Consider the following 26,371-nt stretch of genomic DNA (forward strand, 5'->3'; position numbering starts at 1 on the left):
GAGATTTCGCAGAAAGTCTGGTTGCTTGCCGTTGGTGCTGGTGTAGCTGTAATCGTTACCGTGATCTGTGCACGGCTTGCGCTCTCACAACCGTTTAAAGTCTGACTGGCATAATAAGTGCCATTGGTCAAAGCTGTACCCGAAGCCAGGGCGGTTCCGCCTGTTGCCTGTGTGTACCATTTAACTGAAGTCTCTGCTGCAGCTAAATTCGCAACTGTAGCATTGGAAATCTCGCAGAAAGTCTGGTTGCTTGCCGTTGGTGCTGGTGTAGCCGTTCTTACAATCACATCGAAAGTAAAAGTAGCGCCGCTACAACCATTATAAATTGGTGTTACGGTATATCTTACAGTAGCATCGGCTCCTGAAGTGTTTGTTAAGGTTTGCGAAATTGGCGCAGTAACCGCAGTAGATTGATTCGAAAACCCCGAGGCTGTTCCGTTTGCTAAAACTGCTGTCCAGGTATAGCTTGTTCCATTTACATTACTATTTGGCGTAACACTAAACGCAGATGCAGAACAGATACTTGTTCCGCTTGCTGTAGCCGTAAGCGTTGGCACCACATATACAGTAATAGTGAAAGCATTACCCGAACATGATGAATAAGTAGGCGTAACCGTGTAGGTTGCCGTTTGTAATGTTGTACCTGAATTGGTTAAGGTTTGATTAACCGAAAGCTGATCAGTACCAGCGGTTCCGCCGGTAATATTTGCAGAAGAAAGCGTTGGACTAGACCATGTGTAGGTTGTTCCATTAGGCACATCAATTGGTGCAAAAGTAAAACTACCTGTTTTACAGATGTAATAAGTTTGATTAGCAATTACCGGACGAGGTGTTACCGTTACATTTGCTGTTCCTGAAGCGGCATTGGTACAGCCTCCACCAGAAACAATTGCTCTGTAAAGCGTAGTTGCAGCAATATTGCTATAATTTAAAGTTGTTGTGGTATTTGCAATTGTCGTCCAGTTTATACCATTATCTGTTGATGATTCCCAACGCACCACAGTTGAAGGCGCACCAGATAAGGTCAATGTTCCGTTTGAACCAGAACAAACGGTAGCGGCCCCGCTAATCGTTCCTGTTGAATTAATCGTTACGGTATGATTTGCTGTTTTAGTTCCGCATATCCCTACAGCAGTCGCCGTAATCGTTGCAGTACCATTATAAACAGACGACCAGGTTACCGCACCGGTATTGGCATTAACTACACCGGAATTTGCCGGACTAATGCTATAGGTAATTCCAGTCGCGTTGCTGGCTGTTGCCGAATAGGTTTGTGTACCGAAGCCCTGACAGCGGGATGAAGTAGCACCCAGCGTAAAAACGGGGGTAGTTACCTGAGGACTTACAACGATAGATCCTGTTGCATTAATAACCGTAACAGATGGGGACGCATATGTTGCCCTTACCGTATAATTATAATTGCCAGCATTAGATACCGTCCCAGCATCAATAGTTAAAATAGTATTTCCATTGGAAGTTGTGGTTCCATAATTCAGCCCTGATGAACCTAAACCTGTTACTAAAACGATAGGTGTTCCTGTAATCAGATATTGGATTGCTGTTGTAGTTCCACCAACACAGATCGATTGGTTATCTGTTCCCGTTGCCGATGTTAATGAAATATTTACCGGTGTAACACTTGCCGAAGCGGTATTATTTGACAATACAGGATCTGCCTGTGGTCCGGTTACTGTTGCAGTATTATTGTAATTTCCAGAATTATTAACCTTAGCGGTTATAGTAAGCGTAAGGCTCTGACCAGCATTCATACTTCCAATTGACCACAAACCTGTAGTTGGATCGTAAGATGTTCCGGTAGCGGCCACACTTGAAACATAAGTATATCCTGAAGGAAGCAAATCTGTTGCCGAAACAGCTATTGCATTACCTGTACCGGTAACTGTACCTGAAGCAACGTTCGAATTTTTTACGGTGATGGTAAAATTAACCGTCCCTCCTTTTGCTGGTGATGTATCATCAACCGCCTTGGTTAAGATCAAATCAACATTACATAAGGCAATGGTTACCGGAAGTGATTGTGAACTGATTCCGCAATCTAATGTCGACGTGATGGTATAAGAACCAGAAACCGTAGCCTGATAAGTCCTCGCAGTTGCACCCGCAATAGCCACTCCATTTAGATACCATTGAAAAGGAGCATTACTATTGGCATCGGCACTTAATAATGCAGATGCACAATCGGCTTGCGCAAAGGTTGGTTTTAATGCTTTCTCCGGAAATGGGGAAAGAAAATTCGACATCGAAAAACCACCACCCGATTGTACCATGGCAACAGTCCATCTGGTATTACTGCTTAAATAAAATGAATTCGGGTTACCAATATTCGTATTCTCAAAATCGATGGCATAAGCACCAGAACTTCCCAATTGTCTACGTACCCCTACCCCAGGGATAGTTTCCACATCTGTATTGTTAAATGCCGGCGAACCTCCGTTAGTGGTTAGATAGATTTTATCAGTAGAACTTTTGGTAATCAGATAAGCGAAGTATGGCAAATCTCCCAGATTATTGCCTCTAAACTTGTAGGTTTCTGCTTTTAACGAACCTCCACAGGCACTCAGCGGTGCTAAAGTGGCTATATCAACTTCACATTGATTTGCAGTACCCGAATAGGCTACTACATTTTTTGTTGCTACAATCCTCGATCCCGAAGATGCATCCCCTACCTGAACGTTTCCTGTATTGGTTCCGGTAGATACGCCATTGGGGAAAGTGATAAAACTTCCCTCAGCAATGAGGTTATAGGTATTGGTTGATTGCAGTACGCCATTGTGATCAAAATTAGATACGGTTACATTGGTGTTCGCTTCTGAAGCTATAATAGTGGTTTGTTCAGCCGTATTATTTCCTTTTCCCCTGATCACCACATATTCATTGCCCAAAGAAGAAATTGGAGGAACCGGATTATAAGCACCATCACCACAGGCCTCCGGCGCATCTACGTTTATTCCGGTATTCATTACAACAGGGCCTGATGTTTCCACCAAACTCCCCATGGCAGCCTGTAAAATATAACTTTGACCGGCATTTAATGTAGTAATGGCCGTACCATTAAGTTTGATCGTGGTATTATTTTCGATCGCCAGAATACTATATACTGGCCGCTTGGTAGAAACACTGGCTGCCACGCCATTCAGATCCCCATCGCGATAATAACCTACCCTGAAAGCATTACCAACGGCAGCATCTCCAAAGCTGAATAATGAAGCATTCCCTTTAATATACTGATCATTGGTAGAGCTATATGCACCAGCAGGAATATCGTCAGAAGCTACGTTCCTGATATTTACCGCAATTGGATTGTTACCGGTCACAATAATTCCTGCAGCATTAAGTATCGTATTCAGGCTGTTTTTTGCTAAACCAACCGGATCACCGGCAAACCTGTAAACTGCCGGGTTGCCGGGAGTGGGTGTTAAAGTCGTAATTGAACTTCCATCACTTTTCTTAACGGTTGCAGTAGTTCCGGCAGTATTGGTGGAAATGACAATTTCATTGGCGCTACTCCAATATTGCCATGGTGCAGGAGCAATATAGTGCGTTTTGTAAGTTTGCGCAGTAGCTGAAGAATAAGAAACCAGTAAAAATAACGACAATGCCATTAGTTTGAACCTTGTTTCTTTTTGAAAACTGAAGAGAAAGCGTTGTATAATTTTATTCATTTTCCACCTGGAAATAATTGGTTAATCACTGCATGTAATTGATCTCATCCGATGAGCACAAAATCTTCCTAAAAAGGTTGTTTTTCAATAAAAATTTCTCTTTATAGGATGCAGTAAAAACCGCGTTTGTACGCTGATTATAAAACACTTTTGAAGAGATAGAGACTATTATAAAATGCCGTTTTTAAGGGTGGCAAAAGTATGTTATTTTTAACACTCCTGCAAGCACCAAAAAACCACAATATTGTTAACGATTTTTGTACTTAAATTGTCAAAAACTGTATTACCAATACTACAAAGTAAACAAAAAAAGAAATTAACTTTTACTATGCTGGCATACAACAACCAGTCTGCGAAGTGTTTTTTTGATATTAATCAACAACTATCTAATCACATGTAGTATTTATACTACTGATTAAAACTAGAAATGTAATTTTCAGGCATAAACAAAAAGGGTTTAAGATCTGTTAAAATCCTAAACCCTTCACCTTAAAAAAAGCAAGAAAATAAATCGAATGATAAGAATTAAATCTTCGCCCTGATCCTACTCAATGTTTCGAGCCTGATGGCTAAAAAAGAAGCAATATGTTTTAAAGAAACGCGGTTAATTAAATCAGGGAAAGAGAGTAAAAACCGTTTATATCTTTTCTCGGCTGACGAAATCCGGCACAGGTAAGCACGCTCTTCTGCCGAGCGGTAATACAACTCCATCATCTTTCTGCCCACGATATTCGCTTCCGGAAAATTTTCGTAAAGATATTCGGATAATACATGCGGGATGGCAACTAAATCTACATCTTCTAATGCCTGTAAATACTCTTCCGAATCGCCATCTATCCACAAATTACGTATGGTACCTACCACTTCATTCTCTTTGGCAATCCATGTGGTAATCTCATTATCTCCATCTTTTATAAAACCCCTCACCACACCTTTAACAATTAAAAAAAGGAACTTGTTGCGATCAACTGGTGAGACGAGGTATTTATTCTTTTTGTAGCTGATTGGAAAAGTGTGCTGGTTAATCCGCTTTTCTATTTCATCATTAAGCGGGTGAAATTTCTTGAAAATTGAGACTAGTGGCGAAAAATTATTGTATTTCTTCCACCTATCTTCATCAGATAAATTAACTGCAATCATAGCGAAACTGTTGGGATAGACACAATCCTGCTAAACCGAAGCAAGACCACTATGTAAGTATAGGAAGATTGAATTGAAAAAAAGAATTTTTTTTTGACATTTCTCAATTTCACTAAGCTTATAACAGCTTTTCTACACCCAGGCCAAATAATGCAAAATCATACTTTACCGGATCGGACGGATCAAACTGTTTCAAATTCTCGGTTAATTCAATTGCGGTTAACCAATCTGTCTGCTTTCTGTTAATCAGCCCAAGCAAACGCCCTACCCGGTCTACGTGCACATCGCAGGGACAAATCAGATCTTTAGGCTGAAGTGTATTCCAGATACCAAAATCGACACCTTTTTGATCTACCCTAACCATCCACCGCAAAAACATGTTTAAACGTTTACAGGTAGATTTTTGCTTTGGCGAGGAAATATGTTTCTTCGTGCGGTGAGGAAAATCTTCCAGGGAGAAAAAATACTGCCTGAAATGGTTCAGCGCCTGCTCTATTGAAAAATTAAGTTCAGCAGCATAACACACTTCAGAGGCATAAGTTATTTCTGGTTTTACAGATGAAACGGCTAAATACTCCGCACGAAAAACATCTTGCCCAGGTACAAACGCCTGCTCTAAACTATTGTAGTTTTGATAGTGCTGCTTAAAAAATGAGATGAAATAAAGTAAATCGGTATCGTTAAATGTGCGGTGTTTAAAGTTCAGCAGACGTTTTAAATCGCTATCGGTATGATGAACAACAAAATCGTAAGGCGCATTATCCATCCGCCTAAGCAGTTCCTTACATTTATTAATAATGGTTTTCCGCTGCCCCCAGGCTAAAACTGCAGCAAAAAAGCCTGCAATTTCTATATCCTGTTTTTTTTCGAAAAGATGGGGAATACAAACCGGATCGTTTGCTATAAAATCTGGCTGATTGTATTGTTCAACTTTACTATCCAGAAAATTCTTTAACTCCAGAAATTGCATGATTAGTTTTGTTTAGACGTAAACAGCAGCACAATTGCTGCCATTTAAACCGGATTGAAACGGTATCCTTTTTTGTTTTTCCTCATTTTGATGAAACAGATACCTCAACAAAAAAGATTTAGTGAAAAGCCGGACGAGCACTAATACTGGCACAGCCTGGCTTTACAAAAAGAAAAAACCGGACAGGTATTTATGACCTGCCCGATTGAAATATTATGCCAATGCATTAGCCAGATCTTCTAAAAGATCGTCGATATCTTCTACGCCCACACTTAAACGAAGTAAGTTATCGGTTACACCTACTTTCTCTCTTTCTTCTTTCGGAATAGAGCCGTGTGTCATCGTTGCAGGGTGGTTAATCAGCGATTCGACACCACCTAACGATTCGGCCAGGGTGAACACTTTAAAATTAGAAGAGATTCTAAAAGTTTCTTCCAGATCAGCACCTTTTAGCGTAATCGAAATCATCCCACCGAAACCACGCATTTGTTTCTTAGCGATGTCATGGTTAGGATGGTCTTCAAAACCCGGCCAATAGATTTTATCAACCTTTGGATGTGTTTTTAAATAATGTGCAATACGCTCCCCATTTTCGCAATGTGCTTTCATCCGAAGATGAAGCGTTTTAATTCCTCTCAAAACTAAAAAAGCATCCTGCGGACCTGGTGTTGCACCACAGGCGTTGTAAATGAACCAAAGATCTTTATACAATTGCTCATCATTGGTTACCAAAGCTCCCATCACCACGTCAGAGTGGCCACCAATATATTTAGTTACCGAATGCATCACAATATCAGCGCCGAGATCGATCGGATTTTGTAAATAAGGCGATGCAAATGTATTATCAACAGTAAGGATTAAATTTTTCTCTTTCGTAATTTTTGCCACCCCTTCAATATCGATAATCTGCATGGTCGGATTAGTAGGTGTTTCTATCCAAACCAATTTGGTTTTATCGTTGATGTAAGGCAATATATTCTCTGGTTTAGAAAGATCCAGAAAGTGGAATTTGATACCGTATTTAGTGAAGATTTTGGTAAAAATACGGTACGAACCTCCATACAAATCATTACCGGTAATCACTTCATCGCCTGGTTGCAGTAACTTTAATACGGCATCTGTTGCCCCCATTCCACTCGAGAAAGCCAGACCATATTTAGCATTTTCTAAAGCTGCTAAACAATCTTCCAAAGCCTTACGCGTTGGGTTGGTTCCTCTCGAATACTCGTAACCCTTGTTATCTCCGGGAGATTTTTGCCAATAGGTAGAAGTTTGGTATATCGGTGTCATTACCGCACCGGTGGTTGGATCAGGCTCTTGACCTGCATGTATAGCTTTAGTTGCGAATTTCATTTTTATAATATAGAGATGATTAACAAGTATCGAAATAAGATTTCAAAACATCCCACATCCCGATACTATTTTACATTAAAATTTAAAATCGTTAGCCAGAAGGAGCAAAATTTCTAACTAACGATTTCAAAACTTATTTTTAAAGCGATTGCAGGGAGACTCCAAACGCCAAGCACCCAACTCAGGGCTAACTAATACGCTCTTGCGAACAACACTCTTTGTGTAGATGGTTTTCCTGAATAAATACAAACGCCATCTTCCAGTTTATTATCTAAAGGAATACAACGAATGGTGGCTTTTGTTTCTTCTTTTATTTTTTGCTCAGTTTCCGGCGTTCCATCCCAATGTGCTGAAATAAAACCAGCTTTGGTATCTAACAGTTCCTGAAACTCAGTGTAACTGTTGGCTTCAGTAATATGCTCATCACGGTAAGCCAATGCCTTGTTGAACATACTTTGCTGAATATCTTCCAATAGTTTGATGATGTAAATATCCAATCCTTCCTGAGGGACGGTTTGTTTTACCTTGGTATCTCTGCGGGCAATTTCGACTGTTTTATTTTCTAAATCGCGGCCACCAATGGCAATACGGATGGGCACACCTTTCAACTCATAATCAGCGAACTTAAATCCAGGGCGCTGTGTATCTCGATCATCATATTTAACCGAAACCCCCAATCCTTTTAAACGCATGGTTAATTCGTTTACATAGGTAGAGATTTTGGCTAAATCTTCGTCACCTTTGTAAATGGGTACAATAACCACTTGAATTGGTGCTAATTTCGGTGGAATAATCAATCCTGAATCATCACTGTGTGCCATAATTAAAGCCCCCATTAAACGTGTAGAAACACCCCATGAAGTAGCCCAAACATGGTCTAATTTCCCGTCTTTACCTGTAAACTTAACATCAAAAGCTTTGGCAAAATTCTGCCCTAAAAAGTGAGAGGTACCTGCTTGCAAAGCTTTGCCATCCTGCATTAGAGCCTCAATGCAATAGGTATCTAAAGCACCTGCAAATCTTTCATTTGGTGATTTACGACCTCTGATTACCGGAACGGCTAACCAATTTTCGGCAAAATCGGCATATATATGTAACATACGTTCTGTTTCCTCGATCGCCTCTTCTGCTGTAGCATGAGCAGTATGCCCTTCCTGCCACAAAAATTCGGCTGTACGCAGAAACAACCTGGTACGCATTTCCCATCTGACCACATTGGCCCATTGATTGATCAGTATAGGTAAATCACGGTAGGATTGGATCCATCCTTTATAGGTGTTCCAAATAATGGTTTCAGAAGTTGGACGAACAATTAATTCCTCCTCTAATTTTGCAGTTTCATCAACCACAATATTTCCGTTACCGTCATTTTTAAGGCGGTAATGTGTTACCACTGCACATTCTGTCGCAAAACCCTCAACGTGAGAAGCTTCCTTAGAGAAAAATGACTTTGGGATGAATAAAGGAAAATAGGCATTCTGATGGCCTGTATCCTTAAACATCTTATCTAAAACAGCCTGCATTTTTTCCCATATAGCATAGCCATTTGGCTTTATAACCATACAACCACGCACAGCAGAGTGCTCTGCTAAATCTGCTTTTAACACAATATCATTATACCACTGGGAATAATCTGCTTCTCTACTTGTAATTTCTTTGCTCATGTTATGTATTTGGAACGTAATTTGTATGTTAAAAAGTGTAAAATTCGATGGCAAATTTATAAATTTATGCCTACAAACGATTAACAAAATAATATCAATTATTTTATATCATTTTTTTGACTAAATAAATAGTTAATAATTAGTTACTTTTGAAACTGTTTATTAAATTCGTGAACACACACAACTAAATATAAACACAATGAAACCAATTAAATTTTTACCCATTGTAATGATTGCTGCTGCAGGGTTGGTGGCATCATGCTCTACATCAAAATTGGCTCAAACTAAGCCAGCAGATGATGTTTATAACTCTGTAGCAAAAGCTAGAGAGGTTGAAGTAATTGCTCCCCCTCAACGTCAGCAGGCACAAAACCAGGCTCAGGGACAGGAAGAATACGATGAATATTATGGAACCAGTAATCCTTATTACGATATGGATTACTCATCTAGAATAAACCGTTTTTATAATGGTTATAGCTTTCAAGGCTACTACGACCCTTACTTTGACAATTATTATTACGGAAACAGTTACGGTGCTTCAAACTATTTAGGTTATGGCCTGGGCTGGAACAGCGGATACGGTTTAGGTGGCTGGGGCGGTAGCTTTGGTTATGGCAGTATCTGGAGCAATCCGTTTTATTATGGCAACTTTGGTTACGGATGGAACAATCCTTATGGCTGGAACTCCTGGGGACCATATTCATACTATGACCGTTACGGTTGGGGCGGTGGATACTACGGCGGTGGCTGGGGTATCGGCGGCGGCTATTACGGTGGCGGTGGTTTCGCCAACAGAGGTGGTTCTTACAGACCAAGGCCAGGAAGCAATGATAGAGGTGTGCCAAGATACGGTGGCAATACAAACGCCGGAAACGCTGGCAGACCGAGCAGATCGGGTGTAAGCAATCCAAATGGCGGCGTAGGTTATGTACCAAATAATAATGCAGGTAGACCAACCAGAAGCCAGGCTAATGGTAACTATGCTCAACCTCAGGGCTCGCAAGCTGGCAGACCGACCAGGAATGACAGTTATAGTCCTCAAGGTACTCAAAGTAGCAGACCTACCAGAAACGAAACCTATACACCTTCACAACCTACCAGAACCGAGAGCAGACCTAGCTACTCTCCTCCTCCATCAAATGGCGGCGGAAATAGTGGTGGTGGTTCAACCGGCGGTGGCGGCGGTGGTGGTTCAAGACCATCTAGAGCAGGAAGAGGTTAATTTAAATTTAAACACACAACATGAAAAAATATATTTTAGCTTCACTAGTAGCTACAGTAGCTGCTATGGGAACGTCATACGCCCAAAGTTATGCACCTGATGCATTCCGTTTCTCCCAAACCAATTATGGTAGCTCTGCCCGATTTAAAGGAATGGGTGGTGCACAAATTGGGGTTGGTGGCGATATCGGTTCAATTAATGCAAACCCTGCCGGATTAGGCCTTTTCACTAAATCAGAGTTTAGCCTTACACCAGAATTTAATTCAGTTTCGAATAACAGTGCTTATTTAGGCAATAATACAAAAGCAAATAAAAGTCAGATTAATCTGAATAATATTGGTGTGGTATTTTACAGCCCGGCAGCAAGAATGAAAGGTGCTGATGTGAACAAAGGACTGGTAAGTACGGTATTTGGCTTAAGTTATACCCGGAATAACGATTTCTTAAATAACATCAACTATAACGGAACAAATAGCAATAGCTCCATTAGAGATGCTTATGTAGACCAGGCCAATGGTGGTGGAATTGATAATTCGATAGCCGGTGATGCATACGACAGTTATTTAATCAATAAAAATGCAACGAATTACCCAAACCGATATTCTGCAGAGCCTTACAACAATGCGAGTTTTAAACAGAATTGGGATGAATCGAGATTAGGTTCAACTTCAGAGTTTAACGTTGCAGGTGCCCTTAACTTTGGCAACAAAGTATATATTGGCGCAACCGCTAGTTTTGTTAATGTAAAATACATCAGTGATGCCACTTTTACTGAATCGGGTATCGTAAACTCTTTCGATGATGGCTTACCAATTCCTGCGTATACCGGAAATGAAAATTATAACTTAACCCATTTCAGGAACCAGGAAACAAAAGGTGGTGGATTTAATTTAAAACTTGGAATGATTTTCAGACCAGTTAATGAATTAAGAATCGGTATCAATTTTCAAACACCAACCTGGATGAATATTGAAGATAACACTGCTGAAACCTTACAGGCAAATTTAGCAGGAAATGCAACAAATGCACCTTCTAGCTCAAATAATCCAACTAAATATTATACATTCAGTTATAACTTACGTACGCCATTAAAAGCTTCCGCTGGTATCAGTTATGTAATAGGTGGTACTGCATTAATATCAGCAGATGTGGATTATGTAGATTATGCTTCGATGCGTTTTTCTGATGTGGATGGATATGACCGTAATACCATAAACGACAATAATGCTTTCATTAAAGAATCGTATAAAGAGGCGATTAACTACAGGGTTGGTGCTGAAGTAAAAGTCACTAACGAGTTTAGCTTAAGAGCAGGTTATGGTGTAAATGGAAACGGCGTTAAAGGCGGTGACAATAAATTTTATCAGGGTCAATACTACACCGGTGGTATTGGATACCGCATAGATAACTATTATTTCGATTTAGCCTATCAGAACTACAAAACAAATTTCAGCTCAAGCCCTTATTTATTAGACGATTATACAGAACCTGTTGCTGATGTTAAAAGCAATAGAAACAACGTATTTTTGACTTTTGGTGTAAGATTTTAAGCGCTAAACACTAGCATATCAAAAAAGGCTTCAGTAAATGCACTGAAGCCTTTTTTGTTTATTGCACAAATTAACCTCTACCCTATAAAATCCTTAACGTTATAGCTACAAATCACCTGACAAGCGAAGAAATCACTTAAATTTTAACTATACCATTTTTAACGGCATAAAGTGCCAGGCCGGTACGGCTTTTTAATTGTAGTTTTTCACATAAAGAATTTCTGTAACCATCAATAGTACGTGGACTCACAAACATTTCAGCTGCAATTTCATTATAGGTTTTTTCAGTGCAGGTATATTTCAAAAATTCCATCTCCCGCTCTGTTAATTTCACAAAATCGGATATCTTTGAACCTGATGACAATGCACTTAACGACTGCATGACCTTCCTTGTAACCAAATCATTGTAGAAATATCCTTTACTCATTACTTCATCAAAAGCACGTTTTAGCTCTTCCGGTTCAGCATCTTTTAACACATAACCTTTAGCGCCATTGGTTATCATTTTAATAATAGCACCTTCGGCATCCATGGTACTCAAAGCAAGTATATTTACCTCAGGGTGATTGATGCGAAGCCAGGAAGCGGTACTGTAACCATCCATCTCGGGCATATTGATATCAAGCAGCACAATATCGGGCACTCCATAGATCTTGAGTTGCTGAATAAGATCTTTTCCGTTTGCAGCTTCGAATAGTATTTTGTAATCCGGGAAATAGCTGATTAGGGCCGCCATTCCTTTTCTGAACAGGACGTGGTCGTCAACCAGGGCTATATTTTTAATTTGATCAGACATAAGGGATGATTAGTATGATTTTAGTTCCATGATTAATAACACTGGTAATGGTAGCTTCTCCCATAATCAGGGCTGTACGCTTTATAATATTCTGAAGTCCGAGTCCAGTTTCTATTTTATCTTTTCCAGTTGAGCTGAACCCAATGCCGTTATCTTCAATACTTATTTTAAGCCGCTCTGTTAAAAAATCAAAACCAATGTTGATTATAGTGGCACCGGCATGTTTAAGTATATTTTGCAGGCTTTCCTGCACGATACGGAAAATGATAATTTTCTTTTGTTCAGCAATTTGCTGTTCATCACCTGTTACCATCACATTACATTTAAGAACGCCTGCCTTTGCTATCCGCTGCAGCTCCTGCTCTACAGCCTGCAACAAGGTAAGTTCCTGTATGCGGCTTGTACTCAAACTTTTTGCGATATCCCGCAGATCGGTAAGCGCATTTCCAACATTGCCCTTAATTTCCATAATTAACGGTCTATTGCTCGTCTCATTTTGTTCTACAACGCTCAATTGCAGTTTGGCCAGGCTCAATAACTGGCCTACATTATCGTGTATTTCCTGGCTTATGGTATCAAAAGTTTGCTCCTGCATCTCCAAACGCGATTGAAGGAGCTGTTCTGCATATTGTTTTTCCATCTCCCCTTTTTCCTTTGCGTACTGAAATTTCTTTTTCTGAAAATAGAGCATCAGGAAAACGATCGCACTGCTAAGTGCAAAGAAAATTATGATACTGGGAATAATTACAAATAGGACTTCCTGGTCTTGATCGTTTTGCATAAAAAAGCATAAGCAAACAGTAAATACATAATTATATTCGTTATTAAATTTAATTTTTTTAGTTTAACAGCTAGTTGTTCATAATTTACTGTCAGATAGTGAAACATTCCCATATAGGGCACAACGCAGGTGTAATAAACAATTAAACCTATAGCAATCCAGAATTCACCTTCATTAAAAAGTGATGTAGTTTCGTCTGAAGTTAGTTTTTCATAACAATAAATAAGTGCAAAGAAAATAATAAATGTTCCGCCAAATACAAAAGCATAGCTGCTCCATTGTAGTATATTAAAACTGTAAAAACTAAATATATACCAAAGCACTGGGAACATCAGTAAGAATAAGTTTATTACCTTTAATAAGTAAACATTTCTTACAATTTGTTTGAAGAAATAGGCATAAAATATAAATTCTACCAAAATAAAAAAATTATATTGAGGCAGCGTATTACCCTCATAACCAACATCTTGTTTAAATAAAAACACACTAAGTTCAAGTAGAAAAGTATAAACACATAACAAAGCAACTACTTTTAGTTGCTTTGTTAATTTGTGCAATTGATAAAGGCTTAAGATTGAACAGAGTCCTAATGAAAAAATATATAAATACCTGAGATACATAAAATTTAAATATGTATCTAAAATAAGATTTTATTACTCATCTGAGATATCAAGTCCCTGATTATTACCATTTGATGGAGGTGGAGTAGGATCACCGGTATCCATTGTATATAAATCATTTAATATATCCCTTAATTCAATATACTCAGTATTCAGCAGCTCTAATATTCTATCCAGTTTCGCTCTATTATGAGGCTTTTGGAAAAGTTCTTTCCACATAGGGTCATCTCCTACGAATGAATGACCTATCTTTGCAATGGTTTCAATTGTTCTTAAAATTAAGATTTCATCATCTAGATAAACCTCGCTATTGTTTTCATCTATAAAGACAAAGTCAACTGTCAGCCGCTGTTTATAAGTCTGAGCAACCCTTCCACCAAACGCTCCTTCAATTTCATCTTCATCTGTATAGGAAACCAATCTTATTTTTAAGCCGTAACCTGCGTATTTCATTAAATGATCTTCAATTAAATCGCGTAGCTCTTTAATTTTTTCGATATCAAACCATAAGTGCTTTGTTTCAAAACACGTATTATCTTGATCATCAGTCGTCAAAGTTGGAGTAAGTCTGTCCCGTTTCATATCTGGAGCTTGAAAATTCCCCACGTATTCTAAGGCAAGTTCTTTTGATATTGGCTCAATGGTATTATCTTTTGGTGTACCACCTTTTATGTAATATTCGCCACTGTCATGCTTATCGGTTGTAGAAACAAAAATTAAATTAAACCGGCCTCGTTTACTTCCAATCTGATTCGGACCGTAAGTTCCAAAATAAATCCGAAAACCATCTATTTTTTCATTTTCATTAATCAATGCGTTAATATGATCTGATACCGCCTTCGCTTGATGAAAATATACTTCCTGTGTTTCTGATAATGCTCCATTTTTTTTTGCAGCTTGATGGAGCACACCATACTTATGTGCGTTAAACCATGCTTTTCTGGCATCACCAATTGATTTTGACACGTAGATACGTGGTAATATTAGACTACTCATAATTTTAATTTTGTTTTAGGTTTATAAAAATTTTCATCTAAATATAGATTAAGCCTTATTGAATTTGGAAATAACCCAATTATACAAATTAGATCGAATCCTTTGCTACGTTCTAAAAACACCTACCCTATAGTCAATCAAATGAGCTTTTCACCGATTATCAACTCAACCAAGTTATTTCAAAATTCCGTGATTTCGCGGTACCTCCTTGCGTTTTTCACGCATATAAATTCAGATGCTTCACGCTTGATTTGAGTATATCACTAATAGTAATTTTGGGTAAGCCATCGTAACGAAGACCATGAAATTATATTACACGGGGAAACCGAAAACCAAAATAGAGTAGGTACTGTCAATTAACATATCAAAAAAATGAATTCACTTGAAGAATTAAATCACAAATTTGACTTAGACGTCCTGTCAGAACAACTAAAATCAGCTGTTGATTCAAAAGATCCTTTGGGATATATGCGAAGCAATATTAATTGGGAAATTGATAAGGATTTAGACACTAAATCAAATTTGGAAGGTGTTACAAGTATGATGACTGAATCATATTCAACAAACATAAGTTACGAAATGTGGAATCCGTTTCGTAAGTTTTTGGACTGGCTGAATAGAAATAAAACAGCAAATCAGGTAAAAAAAATTCTTTGTACAATCAACGCTGAGATACAAAAACTGATTGACGAAGAAGCAGGATTGAAAAAATTAATAACAATTGCTTTGACAGCAATAGCTGCTGCAATTGGAATAGGAGTTATCAATCCAATGATTCTTACTCTGGTTGTCGGGTTTCTTGCAACCATGATTTTAAAAGGTGCTGCAAATTTTTGTGATGTCTAGTCGTTCAGCGCTACCAAAATATAAAAATGAAAGCAACTAACAGCGCGACCTAAAATTATCAGAGAAGAACATGCGTGAAATTAATTTTATCTAATTAATTGAATTAATAAAGCCCACTTCTAATAGTTAACAGGTAAGTTAAAGTTCCTTTCAAACTATACCAGCCCAAATAGCGCTTTCCCCTCTTTAGCCAGCTCATCAACCTTCGCCTCTACCACCGCATCTTTGATCAACTCGGGTGCGTGGTGAGGCTTTTTCCTGGCATCGATAATCAACGAACCTTTACAGCCCCAGTGTTTATTGATGGTAAAATCATTAATACCATATATATCTGCCGCGGGGTTACTCCTTGTAAAAGTTATCCAAACCAGATTATCAATGTCAGCAGCCGTAAACGTTGCATCATCTGCCAATATAATCAAAGGTAAACCAGATAAATCCTGACTCATTAAAGCCATATTCAATAGAGCAATTTCGGCGGCTGTTTTCTCAGGGTTTAAATATTTGTTACTTTCCAAAACCAAAATACCTGGAATGGCTATTTTTGGCTGATAGAATCCATCACTTAATGTCAACGCCTCCGGAATTTCATCCCACAGTTCACGTCGCTTATCCCCTGCTGCTGCAATTACAACCTTCGATCCGCTGTTTAATCCATCGCCACTATAATCAAGTGTATCAATAGTCGTATTGGTATAAAAGTGAACATCCCTCGTTAAATCAATCCTTTCTAAAATATGCGTTAGAAACGCTTCTATATGATGCGTGCTTAAGTTCAGGTCATCTTCTTTAGCTGCAATAAACAGGTATTTAGCCAAACTCAGTTGGTTTTTCCCTAAAATGTGATTGGCTATGGTTAAAATTTCCTGTGGTCTGCGCGCTTTTAAATATGGGGTATAACGTTCGCTACCAATGGCAAAAAGCAAAGGATGGACGCCGGCAGCATCAACCGCATGAACTTCTTTTAAACCGTGTATTTCCTGCGGAATGGCCGAGCCTGTAATTTCATGGATCAAAGCCCCAAAACTGGTATCCTCCTGCGGTGGGCGGCCAACAACTGTAAACGACCAAATGGCATCCTTTTTATGATATACATTGTGTACTTTCATCAAAGGAAAAGGATGCGTTAAACTGTAATAACCCAGGTGATCGCCAAAAGGCCCTTCTGGTTTATTTTCGTTCGGATAAACGGTTCCGGTAATGATAAAATCGGCATCTGCCGAGATGCAAAAGCCTTCGTCATCGTAAAAATAACGAAATCTTCTGTCGCCTAAAGCACCGGCAAAAGTCATTTCGGATAAGCCTTCAGGCAAAGGCATTACAGCAGCTAAAGGGTGTGACGGAGGTCCGCCAACAAAAATGCTCACTTTTAAGGGTTGGCCCAGTGCATTGGCTTTCGATTGGTGCACCCCAATCCCCCTGTGAATCTGATAGTGTAATCCAATCTCCTGGTCCTGAATATAATCGTTCCCACCTAACTGGATGCGGTACATGCCCAGGTTTGCATTTAAAACACCTGGTTTATCTACATCCTCGGTATAAACTTGTGGCATGGTTACAAAAGGGCCACCATCCATAGGCCAGTTTACGATCTGTGGCAGCTGGCTGATACTGGTTTTTAAAAATTTGCTTTTTGCTGAAGGTGTTTTAAGTGGCAAGGCTGATAAAGCCGACATGGCAGAACCTGCATACTTGAAAGGATTTTTCAACGCTTTTATAGGGTCGTTGCGTAAGGCCACCAACTGCTGTACTTTTGGCAAAGTATCTCTAAAAATAAACTTCGACCGTTCTAAAGTTCCAAACAAGTTTGAAACAGCAGGAAAAGGACTTCCTTTAACTTTTTCGAATAAAATAGCTGGTCCTTTATTTTCATAAATCCTTAAATGGATGGCTGCCATTTCTAAATAAGGATCTACTTCTTCTTTTATTCTGATTAAATGACCGTGCTTTTCAAGATCGGATACACATTCTGCTAAACTTTTGTACGCCATGCCCAAAGATAAATAATTAGATTTTTTCAGAAACAAAAAAGCCTCATATAAGCAGATTTTACAATTAAGCTACTTACATGAGGCTTTTAACCTAAATTTTTAATGTTATTTTTTTCCTGCAAAAGAACGTAACATCCAGGTATTTTTCTCTTTAAACTGCATAAAACGGTTAACCATATCGTTAGAACCATCATCTCCGGCAGCATCTGTAGCTTCTAAAAGTTCTCTTTCCAACTCAATTAACGAGGCCATATCATCTAAAATCGCATCAACCATATCGAGGTCTTTTAACCCAATGGTATCAATCTCTTTAATTTTAGATTCTTTGATATAGTCGGCAAAACGGCTGTGTGGTGCTTTTCCCAGGGTTAATACACGTTCGGCTATTTCATCAATAGTTAACTGTGCATTGGTATATAATTCTTCAAACTTAACATGTAAAGTAAAAAAGTTTTGTCCTTTAATGTTCCAGTGGCAACCTCTTAATTTTTGATAATGAATGTGGTAATTAGCCAAATAATCGTTTAACAGATCTACAACTGGTTTAACTTCTTTCTCGTTTAAGCTTATTTCTTTAGCGTCCATTTTTTTATTAATTATGATGTATTTTAATGTCTGAGTAACAACTCAAATTTATAAAAGTTTTGCTCAAAAATCGCTTTTGAACAATACCTTATTTATAAGATCGTTTAATATTCAATATTGTACAAAATAACAATTTTATAAACATTTGTTAATGAATAGCATATTGATATTACGAAGCTAAAGTCATCTAATTTTTACTAAAAAACGAACAACAGAACTTAAGATGGTTAACAATATTATTCGTATAATTGCTCCCTTTGACTAAGAAATTTACATAAAAATAAATGCATAAAATATATTTATCTGCTGTAGTGTTATTTGCCTTAAACATTGCAAATGCCAAAGCCAGTACAGTGAGAGACTCTATCGGTGTAGAAAATAATAAAGGCAAAAAACTGATTGTTCATCAAACCGTAGCAAAAGACACTTATTATTCTATAGGAAGAAGATATAATGTTTCGCCTAAAGATATCATGAGCTTTAATGATAACAAATACCTTCAGGTTGGGGTAATTATTAAGGTACCTACCAATATCCCTTTTACGGCTAACGGCTCGTCGAATGCCACACAAAACGCATCAAGTTCAAATGTTATCGAACATACCATAAAGCCAAAAGAAAATTTAAATATGCTGGCCGAAAAATATGGCACAACTATAAATGAAATTAAAGCTTTAAACAACCTCAGCGGAAATAATTTAAGTATTGGCCAGGTTTTAAAAATTCCTGCAAAAAACACAGAACAGACTGGTACTTCAGCTCCGGTAACACCACCTGCAAAAAACAATACGGAGACTGCAACAGCGAATACCTCATCGGCAGATCAAACCATGATTGAGCATACGGTGGCACCAAAAGAGTTTTTAGGGAAAATAGCTGAAAAATATGGCACCACAGTTGAAGAGGTAAAAAAAGCCAATAACCTTTCGGGAAACAACCTACGCATTGGGCAGAAACTTAAAATTCCGGCAACTAAAAATATCGACGAAAACAAGGTAGTAGCTGCTGCTGAAGAAAAACCGGTACAGGAAAACAAATCTGCAGATGCTGCCGGTACACACACGGTTTTAAGAAACGAAACCATTTTCACCATCGCCAAACAATATGGCATTACGGCTTACCAGATTAGAAAACTGAACGATTTACCCGATAATGCCATTACCATTGGTCAGGTTTTAAAAGTACCTGGAGGTATTATTACGGATGTTCAGGTTCCAAAAGAAAAGCAGGCAGAAGCTAAAGTTAAAGAAGTAGAAGCAAAAGTTAAAGAAGCCCCTGCTGCAAAAGAAGAGAGTTTTATCCATACCGTAGCTACCGGAGAAAACATTTTTACCATTGCTAAAAAATATAATTTAACCGCTTATCAGATCAGAACGGCAAACAAACTTGAGGATAATGCCATTAAAGTTGATCAAAAACTGATCATTCCTAAACCGCCACAACCTAAATCGGTAAATGATTTATCGAAAGAGGAACAGGAAAATGAACCAGATAGTACAATGGTTAAAGACCCTAAACTTCGTCGTGATCCGAGCGTATATGGCTTAAGTCAGATTGAAGAAAAAGGTACCGCAGTTTGGATTGCAGACCAGGATCTTGATGGTACAAAAATGTTGGTTTTACACCGTACAGCACCTGTAGGCAGGGTAATTAAGATTACCAACCCCATGACTAACCGTACTACCTTTGCCAAAGTTGTTGGTAAATTTACAGAGAACGAATCCACAAAAGATGTTATCATTGTAATGACTAAAGCGGTAGCCGATTCATTGGGTGCTTTAGACAAACGTTTTTTCTGCAATTTAACCTATAGTGCTCAATGAGTTTGAACAAAAAGCCATTTATAATTGGTATTGCCGGTGGTAGCGGATCGGGTAAAACATTTTTCTTAAACTGCTTTCTTCATCATTTTAAACAGGATGAAGTTACACTCGTATCACAGGATGATTATTATATCCCGGCTGGCGAAATGACTCAGGAAGAAAATAAATTATATAATTTCGATCTCCCCTCAACAATCGATAGCGAACAGTTTTTGAGGGACATTAAGCAATTAATGAGTGGCGAAGTGGTTTATAAAAAGGAATATAACTTCAACAATCCATTAGCTGTTGTTAAAATATTAGAGATTAAATCGGCACCAATTATTATTGTTGAAGGGCTTTTTATCCTCCACTTTAAAGAAATTGCGGCATTATTAGATCATACCATTTTTGTTGATGCAGATGAGCAGGTCGCTTTAGATCGCCGTATAAAACGAGATGGTTTAGAGCGTGGTTACCCTGAAGAAGATGTATTGTACAAATGGCATAACCACGTGGTACCTGCCTATAAAGAGTATTTATTACCCTACCGCGAACAGTGCAATAAGGTGGTCATGAATAATACCAATGAACCTGAAGAAATTATCGGTATCACAGAGGATATTTCGAATGATTTAAGAAACAGTATTTTAGTTGATATACAATAAATATCAAAGAAGTCAAGTTTTTAAAAACTTGACTTCTTTTTTGTAGGTAATCATAATGCCTTGATAGGCTTTACGGTATGCATTAAGGTTCCTACCTGCGCGGGAATGATGACCATTCTTTAGCATCAGGCATCATTTTAATCCAATCTCATTTCAGGAATATCCCCTTCAATAATCAATCTCCCTGCTGTAGATTGTTGTATAAATTCGATACTTACACCAGGTGCACGTTCTAAAAGTTTAAAACCACCTTCAGGTAAAATATCTAAAACCGCCAGTTCAGTTACAATTTTTTTAATGCATTTTACCCCGGTTAATGGCAAAGTACATTTTGGTAACAATTTGCTTTCTCCAGCTTTATTAATGTGCTGCATCGCCACAATAATGTTTTTGGCTGAAGCCACCAGATCCATCGCTCCACCCATTCCTTTTACCATTTTTCCAGGTATTTTCCAGTTGGCAATGTCACCATTTTCTGATACCTCCATGGCTCCGAGAATGGTTAAATCTACCTTTTGCGCACGGATCATCCCAAAACTCATGGCCGAATCAAAAATAGATGAGCCTGGCAAGGTGGTAATGGTTTGTTTCCCCGCGTTAATTAAATCGGCATCTTCCTCTCCCTCAAAAGGAAATGGCCCCATGCCCAATAAACCGTTTTCTGACTGCAATACCACATTAATTCCCTTTGGAATATAATTGGCAACCAAAGTCGGTATGCCGATACCAAGGTTAACATAGTACCCGTCTTTTATTTCTTTAGCAATACGCTGTGCAATTTCTTCTTTTGAAAACATAAATAAATGTAAATGAATGAATTTGAATGATAGAATGAGTAGAATGGTCAGATCTGCAACCCGACTTCGGACTCTCGACTTCAGACTTCGGACTTTCTAACTGTCCGTTGTTCAATTCTTTTCTCATAATCTTTCCCCTGGAAAATGCGGTGAACATAAATACCTGGTGTATGAATATAATCCGGGTCTAGTTCGCCTGCTTCTACCAATTCTTCTACCTCGGCAATGGTTATTTTACCTGCCATAGCCATAACCGGATTAAAATTCCGGCTGGTAGACCTGAAGATTAAATTCCCGGCGGTATCGCCTTTCCAGGCTTTAACAATAGCAAAATCGGCATCAAATGCATACTCCATCAAATAATCCTTACCATCAAAATTGCGTATTTCTTTACCTTCTGCCACTTCCGTACCGACTCCTGCAGGCGTAAAAATTGCTGGCATCCCATACCCGGCTGCCAGGCAACGGGTAGCTAAAGTGCCCTGTGGGATAAGGTCTACCTCGAGTTCACCACTCAGCAATTGTCTTTCAAATTCTGCATTTTCACCTACATAAGAAGAAATCATTTTTTTAACCTGGCGTTGTTTCAGCATTAAACCAATACCAAAATCATCAACCCCCGCGTTATTAGAGATACAGGTTAAATTTTTTACCTGTTTGTTGACCAAAGCTTTTATGCAATTTTCCGGAATCCCACAAAGCCCGAAACCGCCAAGCATGAGGGTTACACCATCAGATATATCTTTGATAGCCTCTTCAGCTCCAGATACCACTTTATTTATCATCTTATGAATTTTTGGTTAGTTCGCTAAATTACAAATTGCCTTCAAAATTGCTGCATTTAAATTTTTAAATCTACCTGGAATATTAATTAATTGGAATTAATCTAAATAACTATTACCTTTGTGCTGCAATGATTTACGAGAGAGAAGAAAGTCTATTCATATTACCCACCGACCCTGAATTTCAAAAGGGCATGGGTTTTATTTTCAGCTGTACCGCTGAGCACAAAAAGTGCTGTGAGAAATTTAAAAAAGGTAAACGCTGTAAAAAGTGTCCTGGGCGGAAAAAATAATTCCTCTACTTCGCTATTTCTACAATTTTATCATCGCTTCCATTGCTGGTACAGATATAAATTTTCCCTTCAGGTGATTGACAAATCGCCCTGATCCTGCCATAAGTATTCACATAAAAATCTTTCGTTCCTGTGATTTTTGTTTGTGCATCATCCAATTTAAGCTGCATTAATTTAGTTCCTTTTAATACAGCCAGTAACAACGAATTTTTAAACTGCGGAATGTAATCGGAATTGTAATAAGCCAAACCGCTGGGTGCAATGGTTGGTGTCCAATTGATTAGCGGCTCTGCCACATTATTCGAACTGCAAAACGACTGCTCCCCGCTTTCATTACAATAACCTTTAATATTTGGCCACCCATAGTTTCTTCCCTTCTCAATGATATTAATCTCATCATCAGAATCAGGTCCATGTTCTGAAGAGAAAATTTTATTGCCCACCTGGATCAATCCTTGTGCATTTCTATGCCCCAGAGACCAAAGCGGGTTATTTGGATATGGATTATCGGCAGGGATAGTGCCATCTAAATTTATCCTTAAGATTTTCCCTGCTAAAGAATTAACATTTTGAGGATTGCCAGTATCAGCAGCATCGCCGGTACTGATAAAAAGTTTACCACCGCTGATCAGCAAACGTGAACCATTATGGATAGAAGCAGCAGGAATCTGATCCAATAAAACCTGAGGACTTGTTAAACCTCCTCCGCTGTAAGTATAACGTACAACCTTGGCTTTATAGGTGCTTCCATAGCCATAAACGACATAAACATAAGGATTACCGGCAAAATCGGGATGTAATGTCATTCCAAGCAGGCCACCTTCTCCGTTAGTCCGTACTTCAGTGATGGTAAGTAAGGGTGTTACTTGTCCGTTTGCAGGATTTAAACGGCTAATTTTACCCGCTTTTTCGGTAAACCAGATAAAATTATCCGGTCCGTATACCATCTCCCACGGGAGACTTAATCCGGAAACAATGACTTTTGATTTTAGATCTACATCAGGCAGGGTACCTGGATCTTCATTATCATCACCATTCTTTTTGCAGTTTGTAACGAATAGCATTACAAACAAGCAGAGTAGTATTGCCCGCATAACCGTAACGTTTTAGAAATAACAACGTTACGGTTATAAAGTTTTATTGTTTTTACTGGGCGGACGTCATTTCGAGCGAAGCACAGCGTAGCCGGGAACAACGAAGTGCTCAGCGTAGCTAAATCTAACTCGAGATAGATCTCTCCATTCCACTGCGTTTCAGTCGAGATGACGATTACATCAGTATTTTACACCTTATCATCATCTTCGCGTATGCGGGATCTTGGGATCAATGTATTATTATGAGGCATTAAGATTATCTTCGATGAGCACTTCGTGGTTCCCAATCAAGTTGGGAATGACGCCTACACGAGAACCGATGAGTTTACCATTTCCCATCCTCCATCGCACCCCTTCCATCAATTCAAATACACATACGTAATCCCATCCCCGCCTCTATCAGCGTGTTCATCTTCCATCCTGTTTACCTGACTATATTTACGCAAGTATTCCCTGATCATTTTCCTTAAAATTCCATCACCTTTTCCGTGGATTAGTTTAATGGATGGGAAACCGAGCATAATGGCCTTGTCTAAATATTTCTCTACTTCGAACAAGGCATCTTCTGTGCGTTTTCCACGAAGGTCGAGCTCGGCCCTAAAGCCCGATACAGCCTCATTCATCCGCCCTGCAAACGAATTCGCACTGCTTTGGATTACTTTTTTAGCTTCACGGTTACTTACCTTTTGAACGCGGTTCTTTTTCACCGTCGATCGTAAATCGCCAATGGCCAAAACCAGTTCGTTGCGGTTAATCTCTAAAACCTGACCAATGGTTTCGCTATCGGTAAATTTCACTAAATCACCAATTTCAATTTCACCACCCACAACGACCTGCACTGGTTTAGGTCGTTCTTTCGGAACCGTATTTTTAACCAGTTCTTTTTGCAAATTCTGGCGAAGTTCTTTAGTTACTTCTTTATCAGCTTGCTTTTCCTTAATCTCCGCAATGGTATTCTCGACCAGTTTATTGGCATTTTTAATAATATTCTGCGCTTCCTGCTTCGCCTCTTTAATCAGTATCTTTTTGTTTTCCTCTAAAAATGCTTTTAACTTTTCATTTTCTGCAACCAGGTTTTTGGCTTTATTCTGTTGGTTAGCCAGGCTTACTTTGGCATCGTAAACATTTTTCTTTTCGCGCTCCAGATCAACCAGCATTGTATCTACCCGATTCTGGTTCGAGCCTGTTTTTTCTTTGGCCAGCTGGATAACTTCCTTAGGCAAACCAATATTCTGCGCAATTTCGAAGGCATAAGAACTTCCTGGCTTACCCATTTCTAAAACGTAGAGCGGTTTCATTTTGGCATTATCGAAAAGCATGGAAGCATTTTCCAAACCAGGGGTATTACCTGCAAAGAGTTTTAAATTAGAATAGTGAGTGGTAATTACCCCCCTCACCTTTTTATTGTTCAATACCTCTAAAACAGCCTCGGCCATTGGCCCGCCAAACTGAGGATCGGTACCGGTACCAAACTCATCAATCAGCACCATCGTTTTTGGCGAAGCATGTTCTACAAAATAGCGCATCTTTTTCAGGTGTGCACTGTAAGTACTCAAATCACTTTCTATCGATTGATCATCACCGATATCGGCAAAAATGTTTTCAAAAATCCCCACCTCACTATTTGCATCAACCGGAATCAACAGACCTGTTTGCAACATAATCTGCAAAAGGCCAACCGTTTTCATACAAACCGATTTACCGCCGGCATTTGGTCCGGATACCAATACCACCCGGGTTTCGGCATCGATATGAATATTTAAAGGTGTAACGGTTTTCTTTTCGGCAGCAAATGAGATCGACAACAATGGGTGCCTGGCATTTATCAGCCTGGTTTTAGGTTCTTTTAACAGACCTGGCATTTCAGCTTCAATATCCAGGGCAAATAAAGCCTTGGCTCGAACAAAATCCAGTTTGGTCAGGAAACCATGGTAAGAAAGCAATAATGGCGAATACGGCCGCAAATCGTCTGTTAAAGCAATTAAAATCTTAATAATTTCACGGCGTTTGTCAAATTCTAAATCGCGTAGCTTATTATTTAGCGTAAAAACTTCTTCAGGCTCAATATAAACGGTCTGCCCTGTTGCCGATTCATCGTGTACAAAGCCTTTCAGCTTACGTTTATTTTCGGCCAAAACCGGTATACACATCCTGCCATCACGAATGGTTAAACTACCATCGGCAACCCAATTATTGGCAATAGCCTGCTTGTAAATCGAATCCATGCGCTTACGCACATCTTGCTCTGCTTTGGAAATGGCAGAGGTAATCTCCTGCAATTCTTTTGATGCATTGGGTTTGATCTTTCCTTTGGCATCGATTACGGTTTCGATCTTACGAAGGATCGTTTTTTCGATGGGTAAATGCTCAAACAAAGCTTCGAGTGTGGGGTATACTTCTGCACGTTCTTCGAAAAAACGAAGGACCGAAAAAACAGTATGCAATGAAGTATATACCTGAAACCACTCATCCTCTAAAAGGTAAGTGCCTTCAACCCTGATTTTTTCAACCAGCGATTTAATATCAAAAAAGGTATTAATCTGTAGCGGTTCCTGATTTTGCAGGATGCTCTTAAATTCGTTTGTTTGACGTAAAAATTTATCAATCTGATCAAAACGGTTCATCACCTGCATCTTCTCTACCATTGTTTGCCCCATAGGGCTTAAACAATGTTTGCTAATCAGTTGCCTGATCTCTACAAAACCTAAACGTTCTAAACAGTTTTCGGGATATAACAT

General features: G+C 38.9%; 20 protein-coding genes. 5 read left to right on the forward strand and 15 right to left on the reverse strand.

Translation table 11 applies throughout. The features are described from left to right. The 5 genes from AC07YT_RS23465 to proS form a co-directional block, all read right to left on the reverse strand. Nucleotides 1-3,683: PKD-like domain-containing protein (locus AC07YT_RS23465; RefSeq protein ID WP_494945556.1), on the reverse strand; the 3,683-nt coding region annotated here is incomplete at its 3' end. 525 nt (nt 3,684-4,208) lie between these two features. After that, nucleotides 4,209-4,823, reverse strand: a complete 615-nt coding sequence (locus tag AC07YT_RS23470; protein WP_086545767.1) for a Crp/Fnr family transcriptional regulator — start codon at nt 4,821-4,823, stop codon at nt 4,209-4,211. Between the two features lie 118 nt (nt 4,824-4,941). Next, a complete protein-coding gene (locus tag AC07YT_RS23475; protein WP_086545766.1) occupies nt 4,942-5,793 on the reverse strand; it encodes a TIGR02757 family protein in 852 nt (283 codons plus the stop codon). Nucleotides 5,794-6,006: 213 nt separating this feature from the next. Then, nucleotides 6,007-7,146 (reverse strand): cystathionine gamma-synthase, encoded by a 1,140-nt coding sequence (locus AC07YT_RS23480; RefSeq protein ID WP_086545765.1) that lies wholly within the window; start codon nt 7,144-7,146, stop codon nt 6,007-6,009. A 191-nt stretch (nt 7,147-7,337) separates the two neighbouring features. Continuing rightward, a complete protein-coding gene (proS, locus tag AC07YT_RS23485; RefSeq protein ID WP_086545764.1) occupies nt 7,338-8,810 on the reverse strand; it encodes a proline--tRNA ligase in 1,473 nt (490 codons plus the stop codon). A 199-nt stretch (nt 8,811-9,009) separates the two neighbouring features. On the opposite strand from proS, the gene AC07YT_RS23490 reads away from it, so the two are divergent. Both AC07YT_RS23490 and AC07YT_RS23495 read left to right on the forward strand, forming a co-directional pair. Continuing rightward, nucleotides 9,010-10,032 (forward strand): hypothetical protein, encoded by a 1,023-nt coding sequence (locus AC07YT_RS23490; protein WP_086545763.1) that lies wholly within the window; start codon nt 9,010-9,012, stop codon nt 10,030-10,032. 20 nt (nt 10,033-10,052) lie between these two features. Next, nucleotides 10,053-11,582, forward strand: a complete 1,530-nt coding sequence (locus tag AC07YT_RS23495) for an OmpP1/FadL family transporter (RefSeq protein WP_086545762.1) — start codon at nt 10,053-10,055, stop codon at nt 11,580-11,582. 136 nt (nt 11,583-11,718) lie between these two features. On the opposite strand, the gene AC07YT_RS23500 is transcribed toward AC07YT_RS23495, so the two are convergent. From AC07YT_RS23500 to AC07YT_RS23515, 4 genes are all read right to left on the reverse strand, one after another. Then, nucleotides 11,719-12,378, reverse strand: a complete 660-nt coding sequence (locus AC07YT_RS23500; RefSeq protein ID WP_086545761.1) for a response regulator — start codon at nt 12,376-12,378, stop codon at nt 11,719-11,721. Then, nucleotides 12,371-13,159, reverse strand: coding sequence for a sensor histidine kinase (locus AC07YT_RS23505; RefSeq protein ID WP_086545760.1), 789 nt, complete (start codon nt 13,157-13,159; stop codon nt 12,371-12,373). Before AC07YT_RS23505 ends, AC07YT_RS23500 begins: the two co-directional genes overlap by 8 nt. Then, on the reverse strand, nt 13,123-13,716 hold the full coding sequence (locus AC07YT_RS23510) for a hypothetical protein (RefSeq protein ID WP_145954215.1): 594 nt from the start codon (nt 13,714-13,716) through the stop codon (nt 13,123-13,125). Before AC07YT_RS23510 ends, AC07YT_RS23505 begins: the two co-directional genes overlap by 37 nt. A 96-nt stretch (nt 13,717-13,812) precedes the next feature. Further along, entirely contained in the window at nt 13,813-14,775 is a 963-nt protein-coding gene (locus AC07YT_RS23515) for a hypothetical protein (RefSeq protein WP_086545758.1), read from the reverse strand. A gap of 372 nt (nt 14,776-15,147) precedes the next feature. Between AC07YT_RS23515 and AC07YT_RS23520 the strand changes: the two genes are divergently transcribed. After that, on the forward strand, nt 15,148-15,621 hold the full coding sequence (locus AC07YT_RS23520; RefSeq protein WP_086545757.1) for a hypothetical protein: 474 nt from the start codon (nt 15,148-15,150) through the stop codon (nt 15,619-15,621). Between the two features lie 155 nt (nt 15,622-15,776). Here the strand turns inward: AC07YT_RS23520 and AC07YT_RS23525 are convergent, their stop codons facing one another. After that, nucleotides 15,777-17,612, reverse strand: a complete 1,836-nt coding sequence (locus AC07YT_RS23525) for a UbiD family decarboxylase (protein ID WP_086545756.1) — start codon at nt 17,610-17,612, stop codon at nt 15,777-15,779. A gap of 105 nt (nt 17,613-17,717) precedes the next feature. Further along, a complete protein-coding gene (locus tag AC07YT_RS23530) occupies nt 17,718-18,197 on the reverse strand; it encodes a Dps family protein (protein WP_086545755.1) in 480 nt (159 codons plus the stop codon). A 284-nt stretch (nt 18,198-18,481) separates the two neighbouring features. On the opposite strand from AC07YT_RS23530, the gene AC07YT_RS23535 reads away from it, so the two are divergent. Both AC07YT_RS23535 and AC07YT_RS23540 read left to right on the forward strand, forming a co-directional pair. Continuing rightward, nucleotides 18,482-20,020 carry a muramidase family protein gene (locus AC07YT_RS23535; protein WP_086545754.1) on the forward strand — a complete coding sequence of 513 codons (1,539 nt, stop codon included), beginning with the start codon at nt 18,482-18,484 and terminating at the stop codon, nt 20,018-20,020. 2 nt (nt 20,021-20,022) lie between these two features. After that, a complete protein-coding gene (locus AC07YT_RS23540) occupies nt 20,023-20,667 on the forward strand; it encodes a uridine kinase family protein (RefSeq protein ID WP_086549286.1) in 645 nt (214 codons plus the stop codon). Between the two features lie 137 nt (nt 20,668-20,804). On the opposite strand, the gene AC07YT_RS23545 is transcribed toward AC07YT_RS23540, so the two are convergent. The 4 genes from AC07YT_RS23545 to AC07YT_RS23560 all read right to left on the reverse strand — a co-directional run bounded on the left by AC07YT_RS23545 (nt 20,805) and on the right by AC07YT_RS23560 (nt 26,371). Continuing rightward, nucleotides 20,805-21,464 (reverse strand): CoA transferase subunit B, encoded by a 660-nt coding sequence (locus AC07YT_RS23545; protein WP_086545753.1) that lies wholly within the window; start codon nt 21,462-21,464, stop codon nt 20,805-20,807. 80 nt (nt 21,465-21,544) lie between these two features. Then, nucleotides 21,545-22,249 (reverse strand): CoA transferase subunit A, encoded by a 705-nt coding sequence (locus AC07YT_RS23550; protein WP_086545752.1) that lies wholly within the window; start codon nt 22,247-22,249, stop codon nt 21,545-21,547. A gap of 295 nt (nt 22,250-22,544) precedes the next feature. Then, on the reverse strand, nt 22,545-23,633 hold the full coding sequence (locus AC07YT_RS23555) for a PQQ-dependent sugar dehydrogenase (RefSeq protein WP_086545751.1): 1,089 nt from the start codon (nt 23,631-23,633) through the stop codon (nt 22,545-22,547). A 359-nt stretch (nt 23,634-23,992) separates the two neighbouring features. Next, complete coding sequence (locus tag AC07YT_RS23560; RefSeq protein ID WP_086545750.1) at nt 23,993-26,371, reverse strand: endonuclease MutS2; 2,379 nt, start codon at nt 26,369-26,371, stop codon at nt 23,993-23,995.

Source organism: Pedobacter sp. GW460-11-11-14-TSB4 (genome assembly GCF_059423705.1).

Bases quoted from the DNA above. Each gene is read 5' to 3' on its own strand.
- AC07YT_RS23470 (WP_086545767.1), bottom strand. From the start codon at position 4,823: ATGATTGCAGTTAATTTATCTGATGAAGATAGGTGGAAGAAATACAAT.
- AC07YT_RS23475 (WP_086545766.1), bottom strand. From the start codon at position 5,793: ATGCAATTTCTGGAGTTAAAGAATTTTCTGGATAGTAAAGTTGAACAA.
- AC07YT_RS23480 (WP_086545765.1), bottom strand. From the start codon at position 7,146: ATGAAATTCGCAACTAAAGCTATACATGCAGGTCAAGAGCCTGATCCA.
- proS (WP_086545764.1), bottom strand. From the start codon at position 8,810: ATGAGCAAAGAAATTACAAGTAGAGAAGCAGATTATTCCCAGTGGTAT.
- AC07YT_RS23490 (WP_086545763.1), top strand. From the start codon at position 9,010: ATGAAACCAATTAAATTTTTACCCATTGTAATGATTGCTGCTGCAGGG.
- AC07YT_RS23495 (WP_086545762.1), top strand. From the start codon at position 10,053: ATGAAAAAATATATTTTAGCTTCACTAGTAGCTACAGTAGCTGCTATG.
- AC07YT_RS23500 (WP_086545761.1), bottom strand. From the start codon at position 12,378: ATGTCTGATCAAATTAAAAATATAGCCCTGGTTGACGACCACGTCCTG.
- AC07YT_RS23505 (WP_086545760.1), bottom strand. From the start codon at position 13,159: ATGCAAAACGATCAAGACCAGGAAGTCCTATTTGTAATTATTCCCAGT.
- AC07YT_RS23515 (WP_086545758.1), bottom strand. From the start codon at position 14,775: ATGAGTAGTCTAATATTACCACGTATCTACGTGTCAAAATCAATTGGT.
- AC07YT_RS23520 (WP_086545757.1), top strand. From the start codon at position 15,148: ATGAATTCACTTGAAGAATTAAATCACAAATTTGACTTAGACGTCCTG.
- AC07YT_RS23525 (WP_086545756.1), bottom strand. From the start codon at position 17,612: ATGGCGTACAAAAGTTTAGCAGAATGTGTATCCGATCTTGAAAAGCAC.
- AC07YT_RS23530 (WP_086545755.1), bottom strand. From the start codon at position 18,197: ATGGACGCTAAAGAAATAAGCTTAAACGAGAAAGAAGTTAAACCAGTT.
- AC07YT_RS23535 (WP_086545754.1), top strand. From the start codon at position 18,482: ATGCATAAAATATATTTATCTGCTGTAGTGTTATTTGCCTTAAACATT.
- AC07YT_RS23545 (WP_086545753.1), bottom strand. From the start codon at position 21,464: ATGTTTTCAAAAGAAGAAATTGCACAGCGTATTGCTAAAGAAATAAAA.
- AC07YT_RS23550 (WP_086545752.1), bottom strand. From the start codon at position 22,249: ATGATAAATAAAGTGGTATCTGGAGCTGAAGAGGCTATCAAAGATATA.
- AC07YT_RS23555 (WP_086545751.1), bottom strand. From the start codon at position 23,633: ATGCGGGCAATACTACTCTGCTTGTTTGTAATGCTATTCGTTACAAAC.
- AC07YT_RS23560 (WP_086545750.1), bottom strand. From the start codon at position 26,371: ATGTTATATCCCGAAAACTGTTTAGAACGTTTAGGTTTTGTAGAGATC.